Annotated in this window: 13 protein-coding genes and 3 tRNA genes; 9 read left to right on the forward strand and 7 right to left on the reverse strand. The window is 38.4% G+C overall.

The window, feature by feature from the left end; translation table 11 throughout:
* Positions 1-343: 343 nt before the first annotated feature.
* Together HLH14_RS04030 and HLH14_RS04035 are read right to left on the reverse strand one after the other, a co-directional pair.
* Positions 344-910, reverse strand: coding sequence for a DUF4385 domain-containing protein (locus HLH14_RS04030; RefSeq protein ID WP_067723363.1), 567 nt, complete (start codon positions 908-910; stop codon positions 344-346).
* A 314-nt stretch (positions 911-1224) separates the two neighbouring features.
* Entirely contained in the window at positions 1225-2097 is an 873-nt protein-coding gene (locus HLH14_RS04035) for an ATP-binding protein (protein ID WP_067723365.1), read from the reverse strand.
* Between the two features lie 187 nt (positions 2098-2284).
* On the opposite strand from HLH14_RS04035, the gene HLH14_RS04040 reads away from it, so the two are divergent.
* The 5 genes from HLH14_RS04040 to HLH14_RS04060 all read left to right on the forward strand — a co-directional run bounded on the left by HLH14_RS04040 (position 2285) and on the right by HLH14_RS04060 (position 5036).
* Positions 2285-3796, forward strand: a complete 1512-nt coding sequence (locus tag HLH14_RS04040; RefSeq protein WP_067723367.1) for a DUF3336 domain-containing protein — start codon at positions 2285-2287, stop codon at positions 3794-3796.
* Positions 3786-4613, forward strand: coding sequence for a protein kinase domain-containing protein (locus tag HLH14_RS04045; RefSeq protein ID WP_228139714.1), 828 nt, complete (start codon positions 3786-3788; stop codon positions 4611-4613). The genes HLH14_RS04040 and HLH14_RS04045 overlap by 11 nt, the downstream gene beginning before the upstream one ends.
* 107 nt (positions 4614-4720) lie before the next feature.
* Positions 4721-4805: transfer RNA gene (locus tag HLH14_RS04050), tRNA-Leu, on the forward strand.
* Positions 4806-4838: 33 nt separating this feature from the next.
* Positions 4839-4912, forward strand: a tRNA-Trp gene (locus HLH14_RS04055).
* A 39-nt stretch (positions 4913-4951) separates the two neighbouring features.
* Positions 4952-5036 (forward strand) — tRNA-Leu (locus tag HLH14_RS04060).
* A 170-nt stretch (positions 5037-5206) separates the two neighbouring features.
* Here HLH14_RS04060 and HLH14_RS04065 read toward each other — a convergent pair.
* Positions 5207-5410 carry a hypothetical protein gene (locus tag HLH14_RS04065; protein ID WP_067723371.1) on the reverse strand — a complete coding sequence of 68 codons (204 nt, stop codon included), beginning with the start codon at positions 5408-5410 and terminating at the stop codon, positions 5207-5209.
* A gap of 492 nt (positions 5411-5902) precedes the next feature.
* On the opposite strand from HLH14_RS04065, the gene HLH14_RS04070 reads away from it, so the two are divergent.
* Complete coding sequence (locus HLH14_RS04070; RefSeq protein WP_067723373.1) at positions 5903-6175, forward strand: hypothetical protein; 273 nt, start codon at positions 5903-5905, stop codon at positions 6173-6175.
* A 21-nt stretch (positions 6176-6196) separates the two neighbouring features.
* Here the strand turns inward: HLH14_RS04070 and gloB are convergent, their stop codons facing one another.
* A complete protein-coding gene (gene gloB / locus HLH14_RS04075) occupies positions 6197-6928 on the reverse strand; it encodes a hydroxyacylglutathione hydrolase (RefSeq protein ID WP_067723374.1) in 732 nt (243 codons plus the stop codon).
* 221 nt (positions 6929-7149) lie between these two features.
* Here gloB and HLH14_RS04080 point away from each other — a divergent pair, with 221 nt between their 5' ends.
* A complete protein-coding gene (locus HLH14_RS04080) occupies positions 7150-7971 on the forward strand; it encodes a PhzF family phenazine biosynthesis protein (protein WP_067723376.1) in 822 nt (273 codons plus the stop codon).
* A 138-nt stretch (positions 7972-8109) separates the two neighbouring features.
* The gene (locus HLH14_RS04085; RefSeq protein WP_067723378.1) at positions 8110-10881 is read left to right on the forward strand and encodes a M16 family metallopeptidase; all 2772 of its coding nucleotides are present in this window, start codon (positions 8110-8112) and stop codon (positions 10879-10881) included.
* A gap of 130 nt (positions 10882-11011) precedes the next feature.
* On the opposite strand, the gene HLH14_RS04090 is transcribed toward HLH14_RS04085, so the two are convergent.
* Both HLH14_RS04090 and HLH14_RS04095 read right to left on the reverse strand, forming a co-directional pair.
* Positions 11012-12076 (reverse strand): amidohydrolase family protein, encoded by a 1065-nt coding sequence (locus tag HLH14_RS04090; protein ID WP_067723380.1) that lies wholly within the window; start codon positions 12074-12076, stop codon positions 11012-11014.
* Between the two features lie 124 nt (positions 12077-12200).
* Entirely contained in the window at positions 12201-12596 is a 396-nt protein-coding gene (locus tag HLH14_RS04095) for a DUF3144 domain-containing protein (RefSeq protein ID WP_067723382.1), read from the reverse strand.
* Positions 12597-12705: 109 nt separating this feature from the next.
* Here HLH14_RS04095 and HLH14_RS04100 point away from each other — a divergent pair, with 109 nt between their 5' ends.
* The gene (locus HLH14_RS04100; RefSeq protein ID WP_067723384.1) at positions 12706-13338 is read left to right on the forward strand and encodes a hypothetical protein; all 633 of its coding nucleotides are present in this window, start codon (positions 12706-12708) and stop codon (positions 13336-13338) included.
* A gap of 34 nt (positions 13339-13372) precedes the next feature.
* Here the strand turns inward: HLH14_RS04100 and HLH14_RS04105 are convergent, their stop codons facing one another.
* The gene (locus HLH14_RS04105; RefSeq protein ID WP_171532728.1) at positions 13373-14833 is read right to left on the reverse strand and encodes a CYTH and CHAD domain-containing protein; all 1461 of its coding nucleotides are present in this window, start codon (positions 14831-14833) and stop codon (positions 13373-13375) included.
* Positions 14834-14870 lie beyond the last annotated feature (37 nt).

The following is a 14870-nucleotide window of genomic DNA, read 5'->3' on the forward strand; positions in this document are numbered from 1 at the left end:
TTGATTATTTAAAAAGAGGCGTAATGCCTCTTTTTTTATCGGGCTTGTTTCAGCATTTATGGCTTTAAATAGTTGATTGTTATCTTGAATATATCTTTTGAATTTTTCCAATGTCTGGTATTTCAGCTTGGTGATGGCTGCATTGCTACTTCTATCAGATAGATAGGCTTCTTTGTTGATTAAATCATAAAAGTGAAACAAGCCTGTACTTGAATTTGTAGAACAAGGCCATGAAACGCTACACGTTGAAAAATGATTTGAGACAAAGAAAAAGAGCAATTTCTAAATTTGAAATTGCTCTTTTAGGGTTAACGATCATTGATAGTTCAATGACAGCGTTCAATTAATCCTGACGGATCAACTCGTTGAATTGTTCTTTAAGCTCAATGTATTTTGGATTTAATTTTGCTTGATCGCTCTTATCTTTAAAGATTTTCGCAACAGCAGCTTTGACCTGATCTTCAGTGCTACGTGGCTGTTTTTCAGTTGTAACAGCATCATTGAGTGCTACTTTAACCTTAGGTGTAACGCCTTTGTTTTTTCGGCCAGTTTTATGGGTACCTTTTTTATGATGTGCATAACGACGCGCACGAGTATAGCCCATCAGCAAAAACTTTCTTGCCATGTCTGCACCAACAAAATCATTTTTCTCTAAATAATCTAGAAATAATGCAAAAATTTTCGCGCTACTTTCAGTGGCTTGAGCTTCATCTTCAAATTGCCACAACGGCAAAATTTCAGATTTATACGGTTCAACCAATAAAACACCTTCTTCACCACGACCAATGCGATATAACTCTGGACGCTTTCTAAAATTAATCTTTTCAAAGTCGAGTGAAAAGTCAAAGCTGCGTGAAAATGGTTTGGCGTCAGGCTTAGGCGTTAATGAATCTTGTTCGTTATTGGTCATTGAGGAGATTCCTTAAAATGTGTGAGTCCACTGAATAATCAACAATATTCGTGACTCTCAAGAAGTTTTGCCGAGTTTGAAGCATTTTGCTGGACTTTGATATGTCAAAATTGCAATGGACATCACAACAGTTGTTTATATCGTCCAAATAAAATGATTCAAGTCTTTTGGGAAAAAGATCTGAAAGAGTAAATAATCCAGATTCTTTTTTAAACGGTAATGACCGAGATAAAGATCTAAAACCATCTTGATGTGAAGTTTAGATCTTTATTTCAGTATTCACAAAAGATTGAAAATGGCTAAATGATGGAAAATTAAAACGATGCCAATTTTTGCGACCCAATCCAATGTTTAGAGAACTGATACGCTGCACGCCCTGAGCGCTGCCCACGTGCCTGACACCAACGCAACGCTTCGGCACGTGTAAACTCATCCATCGGCATATTGGCTTTTGCTAGATAATGCTCAACGATTTCTAAATACAAATTCTGATCCATTGGATAAAATGACAACCACATCCCGAAACGATCAGAAAGTGAAATTTTTTCTTCAATCGCTTCTTGCGGGTGGAGCTCTGTATATTGCGGCACATCCACGCGCGTTACAGGCGTATTTTCATGCATGAATTCAGGTAATAAATGACGACGGTTACTGGTAGCGTAAATAATAAAATTACTTGAACCTGACTGTAATGAACCATCTAAAACACTTTTTAAACTACGATAGTTTTCATCTTCAGCGTTAAAAGCTAAATCATCACAATAGACAATAAATTTTTCCGGACGGTTTTCAATAAGCTTCTGGATTAGGGGCAGGTCAGACAAATCATCACGTTCAATTTCAATTAAACGTAAACCTTCAGCTTCATATTGACTGAGCAGGGCGCGGACAATAGAAGATTTACCCGTACCACGTGAACCCGTAAGCAAAACATCATTGGCAGGTAAGCCTTTCAGGAATTGCAGTGTATTTTGAATCACTTTTTCTTTTTGTCTTTCAATCCCTTTTAGATCATCCAAATACATTTTTTTGGGCTGTTGAATGGCTTTTAATTGTTTGTCTTGCCATTTATAAGCAGATGCTGAAAAGTCGGTTTCTTGTTTCAGTTCTGGTAAATTTTGCTGTAGTTGTTGGAGTACAGTAGAAAGTGCTTGTAATATATGATCAGGTAAATCAATTGTTGCCATGATTGTTCAGCTTATACGGGTAAAAGTAAAAGGGCGGTTTTACTGAAGAACTGTATATCAATTAGTCGTGATTTGCTAATGGAATAGGCATTTTTGCAATGATAATCCGCTGGGTTTTCTGTCAATGTTATGCGTGATACCCTATCATGAATAGCAAATAAAAAATGACAGTGTTTGAGGGATAGATATGTTATTTAAAGATTTCACACAAGATATTAATCCACATCAGGCGTATCGCATAAAAAAATTAAAGCGCCAACTTGAAACAGCTGAAACATATGAAGAATGGAAAAGCATCGCACTTGAATTAGATGAAGAATCAGGTGCTCAAGAATGGAAATATGATAACTGTTCACCTTATTTTGATGCTGAAATTATTTCCGAGCGATTAAGCCGGTTAAAACGCTACCGTTTTCAAAAACGTACCGAAGATCTCATGTACATATTACGTGAAGGTTTAAGTTATGATATTGCCAATATTGCAAATCCGATGTTATTTACTGCCACATATGTGGGGACAAAAAAAATCATAGAAGATTATGTGGAAGAAGTCAGTGAAAGCCTTGCTTACATTGCTTCAGATAGTTGTACTGGTTTATGTCGGGCTGAAAAAATTGAATTTTTTGAGCATTGTAAAAAAGCATATGGGCAACCTGCCATCATGTTTTCAGGTGGTGCGACGTTGGGGCTGTTTCATACAGGCGTGTGTAAGGCATTGCTTGAACAGGATTTAATGCCCAAGGTGATATCTGGTTCGAGCGCGGGTGCAATTATGACCGCAATGTTGGGAACTTCAAAACCGTCAGATATTTCAGGACTTCTAAATGGTGAAAATTTCTTTAGTGAAGCTTTTCATTTTCGTAAATTTGGCGAAATTATAAAAGGCAACGGTGGTTTTGCCGATGTGATCTACCTAAAGAAATTCTTGGTTGAGAATTTGGGTAATGTGACCTTTGAAGAAGCGTTTAAAATCTCTGGTTTGCATATTAATGTGGCGGTTGCCCCTTATGATGCTTCACAAGAAGCCCGGATTTTGAATGCCTATACTTCGCCAGATTTGCTGGTTTGGAGTGCAGTATTGGCATCCTGTGCTGTGCCTATTTTATTTCCACCGGTTAAACTCACCAGTAAACGTCAAAATGGTCAACTAACACCTTATATGGCAAATACGCGTTGGGTGGATGGCAGTGTACGCAGTGATTTCCCTCAAGAGAAAATGGCAAGACTGTATAATTTAAACTACACCATCGCCAGTCAGGTTAATCCTCATATTGTGCCGTTTATGCAAAGTGATGCAGAACGCCACCGTCGAGATCTGTTGAGTTGGCCAGAACGGATTATTCGTCGTCAGGGAAAGGTGATTAGTAAAGGAATTATGGACTTTGCCCGAGGGCGGGTCGGAAAAATTCCACCAGTACGACGATTGCTCGATCATGGTTTTGGTGTGATTGATCAAGGTTATTATGGCGATGTAAATATTGTCGGTGATTATAGTTTGCGACACTATAGTTATATGTTTCAGAACCCGCGACCATATTTGTTTAAATTGTTACAACGAGAGGGTGAGCGCGCGACTTGGCCTAGAATATCCTCGATTGAAACACATGCCCGCGTAGGTAAAACCATTCAACATTGTTTGGAACTTTTAAATTATCAAAATGATCCCGCGCAAAAAAAAGCAGAATTTATTGCAGTTTAATGATGAAGATATTCATCACTTTAATTTGATTCAAAAGACCAAGCCTAAAAGTTTAACTTTTGGGCGTTCTTTATATACCTTTGAACATCAGCAGCAGCACTACTGGCTAAAAATACAAGCACTCAATATAAATCAAAGTTATGAAGCTGGATTTTTAAATGAATTGGCTTTTTATCAGCAATTTGTAGATCAACCCAATTCTTCCAATAACCCGCCTGATTTTTTATTACCTTTTCAAATGATTGCTCACTTAAAAAGTGGAGAAGGGCAACAGGAATCGGGAAAACCTGCCTTGATTTTGAGTCATGCTGAATCACTATTAGGCGATTGTTCTGGTATGTCGCTGAATGAGATTAAAAAGACGCTGTTAAAAGTACTTGATGTCGTTGATCAATTGCATCAACTTGGCTGGATTCATGCGGATTTAAAGCGAGAGCATTTTGTTGAATACCAGCAACGCGTGTGCTTGATTGATTTTGAACAGGTACAAAAAATCAATTCACCCACGAAATTGCAAAATTTGACTGCAACTCCACGCTATATGGCACCTGAACTTTTTCATACAGCAGAAAAAACCGTACAAACCGATATTTATGCCTTAGGGATTATTTTTTATGAATGGCTCACCGGGCAGCGTTTAACAGCAGAAAATTATCAAGATTGGGCATATTTACATTGCCAATGGTTAAGTATTGAACTTCCAGAACATTTCGCACCTTTAAAAAACCTTTTATCTGGCATGTTGGCGAAGCAAAAAGGACGAAGATTTACCAGTATTTACACTATAAAACAGTGCTTACTCACTGAAAATGCTTAAGAAAAATACAAAAAAACTGTTTTTGTTTTTTATTTAAACAAACAAGTGGATTTTTCATAAAAAGGTCTTGTCATCAGGAATCGATCTCTATAATATACACAGCCATTGGGGACGTGGCGAAATTGGTAGACGCACTGGATTTAGGTTCCAGCGCCGCAAGGTGTGAGAGTTCGAGTCTCTCCGTCCCCACCAATTATTATCAAACTTGTTTGGTAGTAAGGCTATAGAGGATTGGTGTAATGGTAGCATGACGGTCTCCAAAACCGTTCGTCAAGGTTCGAGTCCTTGATCCTCTGCCAAGTTTTAAAAAAAATCTAACATTATGTTAGTACCCTGATGGGGACGTGGCGAAATTGGTAGACGCACTGGATTTAGGTTCCAGCGCCGCAAGGTGTGAGAGTTCGAGTCTCTCCGTCCCCACCATCAAGATATTGAAGCAAGGTATATACCTTGCTTTTTTATTGCCTAAAAAAAAAGTGAAAGATAAAATAAAAAAGCCCAAAAGAGGGCTTTAAAGATTGTTTTGAAAAGATGTTTTGAAAAATATATTTTGAATAAGTTATTTTTATCTCGATTCAAACGTGAAATATATTTTAAGCTTTTAAGTGATCTTCAAACTCTTCACCGAGTTGCATTGCCAGTGAATTACCAGCCAAATCACAGGTGACCAAACCATATTCTTTTTTAAAGCTAAAAGTAAATCCACGATTGTCGGTTAATGTTTTTACCGAATAGCCTAGTTTTTCTAACCAAATACGAAATGCAATTAAATTTTTTGCCTTAACAACTTTCTTCACGAGTGAACTCCTTGTGTATATGGGTACATTGCAGTATTAAATTAATAATAGGGATGCAGAATTTTTTTTAAAGGGTGGCTTTGTGTGGTTTTTTATAAAATAAATAATTTGTATTTTATATCAGCAATAATTGAATAAATAATAGCTAAAATTGCAGATAAAATTTACTCGTATATTGAAATGAATATTTAGATATCTGTTTGATTTTTATTTATTTTAATTGAATTTTTTAGGGTGTTTGGAGATGGAAATATTTATACACAATTTTCAATGTAGCTTAAATGTTTCTATATTTGAGCTGTTTTTGGGGATTGTTTAGAAATACCGACCTGAAGTGGGAAATTATTATCATTTTATAAGCGACTAAGGATGAGTCAAAAAAATCGCAGTGCTTCTGATATTAAAAAAAGATAAACTGTATTGCACCCATGCGGGGGAATTTTTGAATTCTGACGGGTGTGTGATGCTTATTAAGATGATGATTAGATTGAAATGACGACAGAAACCATTGAACAAAATGTATTGAATCAAATTCAAAATATGCAGCAACAAGATTTAATTCCTGTTGCTGCCATGTTAGGACATGAAGATTGGCTGATCTTTGCTGAACAATCAAAAGTGTCTTATACGCCTTTTGGCAGTGCTCGACGTTATCAGCCTGCTTTAGGTGGTTTGCTATTGGTTAGTGTTGATGAAATGAATATGACCCGTGTGGTGACTCAAATTGAGCTGGATGCTTATGCTGAAACGCATCAGCTTTTATAAAGCTTCCATATTCGCTCCATATTAAAAATTATCTTTTAACTCTCGTAGGCGTTGGAATTCATCAACGCTTTCAACTCTTAAAAATGGATTGGTATCTAACTCTAACTCAATGGTACTCGGTAGTGTGCATTGACCGAGCATACGTTGTGCTTCGACTTTTTCGAAACGCTGTTGAATCGCCAGATTGTCTGGTTCTGCCTGTAGTGCAAATTTTGCATTTGAAAGGGTGTATTCGTGTGTGCAATACACTTTAGTTCGTGCAGGTAAAGCGGCTAAGCGATTAAGCGAATGATACATTTGCTCATATGTGCCTTCAAAAACTCGCCCACAGCCCATCGCAAAAAGCGTGTCACCGCAAAAAAGAACATCTAAAGCATCAATAAAATAGACGATATGTCCAAGTGTATGCCCAGGAACGGCAATAATCTCAACATCTAAATCATGGAAAGTAATATGGGCTTCGTGTTGCAGGGGATGGCTAATAAAAGGAACTTTAGTTAATTCTTCACGTGGACCATAAACAGGAATATTGTGATTGAGTAAAAGGGCAGGTACGCCCCCGGTATGATCTTTATGCCAATGGGTCAGCCAGATCTGACTCAGCTTTAAATTGTATTCTGTACAGTATGCTTCTACCAAATGTGCTTCGGTGGGATCAATTGCGACTACTTCCTTACTCGGTGTATGTTCTAACAACCAAATATAGTTTTGTAATTGATTTTTGACATCAATCATATGAATTTGAAAAGTCATGAGATATGCGATTAATAAGATAGATATGAATAAGCTATCGTTAAAGTCGATTTTTTTCTAGTGCAAGAGCGCAAATCTATACGGATGCTTAATTTTAAATAAAGTCGTGAGTATCTGGATTTTGTCAAAAAGTGATCTATAGAAAATATTTTTAAAATCTTTTTTCCTATTCAAGTTTTTCAATCGCTAAAATGGTTACAAATAAAATGGGATAAATTGATATGAAAATGTATCAGGTGGATGCGTTCACCAATCAGCTGTTTAAGGGCAATCCTGCAGCGGTGATTGTGACCGAGCAATGGTTAGATGAAACATTGATGCAGAATCTTGCTTTGGAAAATAATTTGTCTGAAACGGCTTTTGTAAAAATCATTGATGCAGAAAATTATGAAATCCGCTGGTTTACGCCGACCACAGAAGTGGACTTTTGTGGACATGCGACTTTAGCCAGCAGTTTTGTGCTGTTTAAAGATTTCACATCTGCAAAAGTCATTCAATTTCATGTGAAAAATCTGGGAATTTTTGTGGTCACTCAAGAGGCTGATGGCAAAATCAAAATGAATTTTCCTATTCGCCGTGCAGAGAAAATTGAGACTTATCCTGAAATTTTAACTCAAGCTTTAACCAAGCCCTTCAAAAATGTCTATTTGAATAGCCAAGCCTATATTGTGGAATATGAAAACCCTCAAGATGTTATTGATGAAACTCCAAATTTGGAATTACTTAAACAGTTGGGGCGAATTCGTACGGCAATTACAGCACAAGGGACATGTGTGGATTTAGCCTTAACTGCACAAGCTGAGCAATATGATTGTGTTTCGCGTTATTTTGCACCGGCCAATGGTATTGATGAAGATCCGGTAACGGGTTCAATTCATACCGCCATTGCGCCACTGTGGGCTGAAAAGCTAGGTAAAAGTGAAATTCTGGCTTATCAGGCATCAAAACGTGGCGGGGAATTGCATTGTGTTATGCTTGAAAATGAACGTATTGAAATTTCAGGTTATGCAAAATTATATATGCAAGCGGAATTGTATCTATAAAATGTGTAAAAAAATTTGCTACAAAGCCGTTGAAATAAACGGCTCTTTTTTCAAAAAACTACTACTAAAAATGAAATGCATTTTCTAAGATGGGGTGGGTTATAAAAATTCATATTGTTGAATAAAATTGGAATAATTATGTTAATGCGGTTTAAACAACTTACCATCTCTTTATTATTTGTCGGCATTAGTGCAACCGCTTGGTCACAACCTGTTTTAGTAAAATCTCAACAGAAGATTGAGGAATATAAATTAGATAATGGTTTGCGTGTGCTACTTGCGCAAAATGACAAAGAAAATAAAGTGTTTATGAACACGGTTTATCTCACCGGTTCATTAAATGATCCGCAAGGTAAAGGTGGTCTGGCGCATTTATTAGAACATTTGGCATTTAAAGGGACACAGAATATTAAAGGTGAAGAGTTTCAGCGCCGTCTGGATCAATACACCTTAATGACCAATGCCAGTACCGATTATTACTCAACTAAATATACCAACATTATTCGTCCAGAACAGAATGCACTTAATGAAGTAATTTATCTTGAAGCGGAGCGGATGGATAAACTGGTGCTGCAAGAAAAGTTTGTACCTTCTGAAATTTCGATTGTGAAACGTGAACGTGAAGTTCGGATGGATCAACCTTTTTCCGTCATGATGGATCAAATGTGGAAGTCGGCTTATGGCAATCGATATCTGGGACGTCTGCCGATTGGCGACTTAAACGAATTACAATCCATTAAAATGGATGAATTGAATAAATTTTACCGTACCTGGTATGCGCCGAATAATGCCGTGATGGTGATTTCAGGTAAATTTGATAAAGCTGAAGTGTTAAAACAGATTGATAAAAGCTTTAGTCCAATTGCGGCGCGCCAAGTTCCCGCACAAACTAAAGTTCCAGTACTTGATTCAGCCAAAATTCAGAACAGGAATTTTCTGGTACAAAAGGGTAGTGATCTGGCCAAATTCAATATTTATCTGAATGGCAAGAATGAAAAGATCAAATCTGCACTCGCCTTAGCACCGTATTTATATACCATGCAGCCAAGTGGACATCTTTACCAAAGTGTGGTCGAAACAGGGGTAAGTACCGGGGTTCAATCCACCACGTGGTTAGATCAGGACTTTAATTTGGTTTTCATGGGCGCTGTTTATGCCCCAAATCATGATGCAAAAAAAGTCCAATCGGAATTGGTTTCAGGGGTTGAAAAGAACAAGCCATTCAATGAAACTGAGCTGAATCGGGTAAAAAATCTGATTCAGAATCAGGCAGACAACATCCAGAGTAATGCCGCAGCTTTAGGTGGGCGTTTGAGTGATTATTATGTTTCTTATCAAGGGAATTGGTCACAATATTTTACTGATCTGGATAATGTAAAAAAACTGAAACTTAATGAGGTCAATCAAACTTTAACCCAGTTTTTAGTCCCCGAACATCGTATTTCAGGGGATATCAAACCGACACCCGAAGATCAGAAAAAAGCATTAGAGCAAAAACAGGCCTCTGAACAAGCTAAAACGCTTGATCAAAATGAGATTAAAGAAGAGCCTTTAAAAGATAGTAGCGTCTATAAACAAGAGGTTGCCGAATATGTCAAAACCTCGAAACAGTATTTAGTCGATACTGAAAAAAAAATTCAACGCGGAACATTGAAGAATGGAATTAAATACGCGTTGTATCCAACATCGACACGTGATGACAAAACCTATGCCACTATTTCTGTCGATTTTGGTACGGAAAAATCCTTATTTAATAAGGGTGAAGTACTCGATTTGATGGCGTATTTATTATTACGTGGATCTGATCAATATAGCTTGCAAGATATTGCTGATAAATCAATTGAAGCGGGTGGTGGCGCCACTGCAACTGCATCAGCCAATAGTATTACTATTCAGATTGTGGCGAAAAAAGAAAAGTTTGATGATTATTTTAAATTTATGATGCAGGTTTTGAAAAAGCCGAAGTTTGAACAATCACAATTTGATTTGATTAAATCGCAAACTTTATCTGCATTGGATCGTCCTTATACCGAGCCAGAAACTGTTGCTGCGCTGACCATGACCCGTTTGTTAGAGACCTATCAACCGGGTGATTTGCGTTACCATTTTGAGCCGGATCTTGCCAAGCAACAAATTAAAGCGGCAACGGTTGAGCAAGTGAAGAAGTTGTATCAGGATTTCTTTGTCAGCAACCATGCACAAATCGCGATTACCGGTGATTATCAAGCCAAACCGATGCTCAACTTAGTACAAAAAGAATTTGCGAGTTGGAAAGCACAGTTGCCATATCAACGTCTAAGCTCCGATTATAAAGCGTATCAGGCACAGAAAATTCATGCTTTGTCCGAACAGCGTGAGTTCGGCAGTTATCAATCTATTTTGACTTTCCCAGCTGGTGCAAATCATCCAGATGCTACAGCGTTAATCGTATTCAGCTATATTTTAGGGGATTCACAACTCTCTTCACGTTTAGCGCAAGAATTACGTGAAAAAAATGCACTGGTTTATGGTTTTGGCAGTGAGGTTGAACTAGATGACTGGGTTGATTCAGGTGCCTTAACCATTGAAGCCAATTACACGGCAGGTAAATCGGCACAAGTTTCACAAGGCGTGCGTAAAGTCTTAAATGACTTGCTGACGAATGGTGTGACCGAGCAAGAACTGGAAGCAGCCAAAGCCAATATTTTGAAAAAACGGGTCACTACTTTGGAAGATGAGCGCAATATTCATCAAATGTTAACGCCACAATTAGAACGTAATCGTGATTTATTGTTCCGTGAGAAACGTGATCAGGCGCTCGCAAAATTGACCAAAGCCGATGTGGATGCAGTGATCAAGAAATACATGAAGCTGGATCAACTGGTTGAAGTCATGGCTGATCAGTATGGGAAACCACAAAACAAGTCATAATGCTTAATCCTCTCCTTTATGTATTAGTGCCTTTTATCTTAAAAGGGGGCACTAAAACCTCTCCTTTTTAGAAAGGTAAAAAGCTCTTCGTAAAGGGATGAGTTTTAGATTAGGGAGAGATTGCATAAAACTATAAGTGATAAAACTGCTTCGCATTGTGATGAAAGACTTGTTCTAATGCATTCGGGTCATAGGCTACAACTGCATCGCTAAAGGCATCAATAATATTCACCAATGATGAGCTGACGCGATCCATCGGGAAGTTGGAAGCAAACATCACCCGATATGTACCAAAACAGTTGAGTACATGGCTAATTAGTGGCATGGCTAAATCATACACTTCCTGTTTGCTGGCGAGTCGATCTTGCTTATGGAATTGATGACCTAAGACAGGCATCAACAAACCTGACATCTTGGTGTAGACATTTGGGCAGGTAGCCAGTTCAGCCATATCTTCTCGCCAGCGAATGAGAATGTTTTCCCGGGCGATTTTTGTCATTCCTGTCAGTGTTCCGACTTGACCAAAAAGCCCTGCAGGTGTTCCAAAATGATCCAGCACAATCGAGGTTTCAGGGAATTGTTTGGCTAAGGCAATCACATCACTGAGTTGAGTTGAATAGACCCAGGCATCAAAAGTTAAATTGGATTGTGCCAAGGCTTCGAAGCCTTTGAGAAACTTTTTATTCAAATATAAATGCGGCTCATCTGCCCAGGCATGAATGTTTTTGTCTTCATGCACTGCTGCCATTTTACGAATGCCTTTAAAACGCGGTGAGGCTTTTTGGTGTAGCTGTAAAATCTTTTTAAAATTACTGTCTCGTGGATCTGCTGTTGCAACAATACCGCCCAGTTTTACCGTCCCTAGGTCAAAGGGCAGAGATTCAATGAATTTTGTTTCACCTATCACACCTTTGCCTTTATTTTTATGCCAGTTGGCTTCTACATGTACCACTTGTTCGACCTGATAATGCCCAATATCTTGCATATAATTTTCAGGTAAATAAGGAGCGGTAATATGATTGGTGAGTCCGACCGTTTCAATGAGATCATCCGATTTCACCAGACGAACGAATTTATCGAGCAAGTAAGGATGCTTGCCCAGTAATTTAACTGCCAAAGCCGCTGCATGGGGCGTGTTATAGGGATCCCATTGGTGAATATGCGCATCAATAATTGCAAAATCCAGTTGTCGCATGGGGTTATCCTTAATTCGGCAGCTCTCTGTTATAACCATACTGCAAAGTGGCGTGGCTTTGAATGACCTTTTATCCAAAAGTAGCGGCGTAAAAAAAAGCCCTTACGGGCTTTTCATTACATGATCAGTGTTTATGATCATGGTCAGGCTTATTGGCATGAAATTCTTCGTTATGACGGAAGCGAAGATAGTTTTCAAACTGTTCGCAGTATTCGTCATAGTTGTCTTCAAGCATCATCTGGAACTGCTGCATGATGTATGACATGACTTGGTCTTTAGCATCACGCATTTCATTGCCATCTTTAAAGTTATTGGCTGCCACCCAGGTATTAAAACGGGCAGTACCAAACAACATTGCAGCGCTTACTTGACCGCGCATTTCAGCGGGTTTCACTTGTGAACCTTTTTCAACACGACAAAAGTCATTTGCTTGTTTGATAAATTCATCAGCACGTTCAAAAAAAGCAGCATTTAACGCTTCTTCTTCGGTTACATCTGTTGCTTCAATCTTTTGAACCATGAACTTTTCCTGCAAAAACGATCTAATGGCATATTATAGGCAAAGCCTTGCAGAAACTAAACCTTTGGATTAATCTAAAAATAGCCTAAGTATAAAAATGGATAATCCAATGCAAGATGCCATTGCAGTACAAAGTTTAAAAAGTGACATTGCCTTACTGCGTCAAAACATTTGGCCACCGGCAAATTTGGCCAATGTTGAAGGATTGCCGATTTATTATGGCTCAAAGTCAGAAGTCGAAGAATATTACCGACAATGGACAGGCTTGATTGAAAGGGCTCAAGATCTGTTTCAACCCTTTATGGAAGATGAAACACTCGATGCGGTTCATTTACCTAGTCATTTGAATTTGCCGTTGTTTTATTTTCATGTGGATCGAATCCGGATTAATAAAACTCGTGCCAAAGAGTCGAAAACCTTTCGCGGTATTGCCAGCCTGATCGAGAAATGCGGGCAATTTGAACCTGAACAAATTCAAGCCATGAGACTCTGGTTAGACAGTGATGATACTGCTGCCTTGGTTGCACACCGTGAATTTGTTGATTTGCGTACCTATGTGTTTCAGCATGGGCAAAGTGAATATACGCGTACACGGTTTTATGTGAATGGCATTGTGTTAAGCACCGAGTCGCATTTTGAATTGGTCGATGCCCGAGATAAGCCTCGCAAACAGCGTAATGACAGTTATAGCGATCCACTGGCGGATAACAATACCTGGAAAATCTTTGGCAAATATCGCTAAGCAAATATGATATCGGAAATTTAAATTTCCAGTGTTACCAGAAAGTATCGGTTTTAGAATAAGTGTCTAAATGTTCTTGCGCTTGTTGCAGAATATATTTCTTCTCATTCGCAATCCAGCCCAATATAAACCACACTTTTTGTTTGCGTTTAACCAAGTCTTGAAACATGACTTCAGCTACATTTAAATCATTAAATTGACCTAAGCTTTCTTGAGCAGGTTTTAAATCTTTCAAGTAATTCTTTACCTCTTTGCCCGGATAGAGTGAAGCAATAAACTCGATGCAATAACGTAAGCGTTTGACCCGTTTACGAGTGCGATGCTGGGATGAAATATCCAGCTCCAGAAATTGATCGGCATCTTTGCAAATTTGTTGATGCAATTTCTGAAGTTTTTTTGCGATATCTTTTTTTAATCCAGATTTTTTCTGGTCTTTACTGGGCTGATGTACAAATTGCAGTAAAGCCAAGATTAAGTTGATCGAGTCTAAAGAACGCAAAGACTCCTCAATAGGAATGCTGTTTTCTTCAGGGGCATCCGGAAGTTGTACAAAAGGCGCACCTGCCTGTTGCAGCTGAGGTAAAAGTCCTTCACTTAAAGCATCGCGGTCTCGGGTTGAACCGAGCTCACGAAACAGGGTGGTGAGTTGTTCTTGCCAATCAGGATCGACATCTGTTGACCAATCGCCGAAAACACGTAAGGCACTTCTTAAACGACGAATTGCGACGCGAGTTTGGTGAACATGCTCGCTATTATACTGTTCAGCTGCAATAGCTGTCGCATTCGGCAAAAGGTGTTGCAAGGCATTATTGACGATCTGTTTTAATGCACTATCTGTTGAATCTTTTTGATTTAGTTGTAATGGCGTTGCAAATTGAGTGGGAAAAATTTCTAAATTTTGTGCCAGTAAATCTCCGCGTTGAGCTTTGCTTCTAACATCTAGCCATAAATGATATTGTTTAACCCAAGGCTGAATAAATTTGATTAGGTCTTTGATAGATCCTTGTTTTAGCTCAAATTCAATCTCATAAATCGCTTGTGTTTGATTGTCATGACGGATTTCACCGCGATCTAGACTGACTTCAATTTCGGCACGATTATAATGAACCACATACACCAGACGTTCTACTTCTGTTTCAAATTGCTTGATTAAATTTTTGGCCTGTTTGCCTAATACCTGTTGCAGCAATTTTTTTGCCTGAGAATTGGATTGATAAACCTCAAGATCTAAAGCAGGATGATCTAATTCACCTAAATCATGTTCTAATTCAAAACGTTCTAAATGATGACCGCTTGGAGCTTTTAAAGTTTGTATCCAGTGCGTGTCTTCAAGGCGTTGACGCAATGAAATTTTTTGCTCGGCTAGGTGCCGTTCTGGCGTATCGTAGTATTTTGCATATAAAGAAATCGGGCGAGCGTTCTTGGACAAAAATAATTGATAGATGTGTTTTTGTTGCGACAGCGGGATCTGAAATTTTAATTCTACTTCGAGCATGTCAAAACTCCTGGCGCTTTATCATTTCTGTTGTTAT

This window comes from Acinetobacter terrae (genome assembly GCF_013004375.1).
Lineage (GTDB): Bacteria > Pseudomonadota > Gammaproteobacteria > Pseudomonadales > Moraxellaceae > Acinetobacter > Acinetobacter terrae.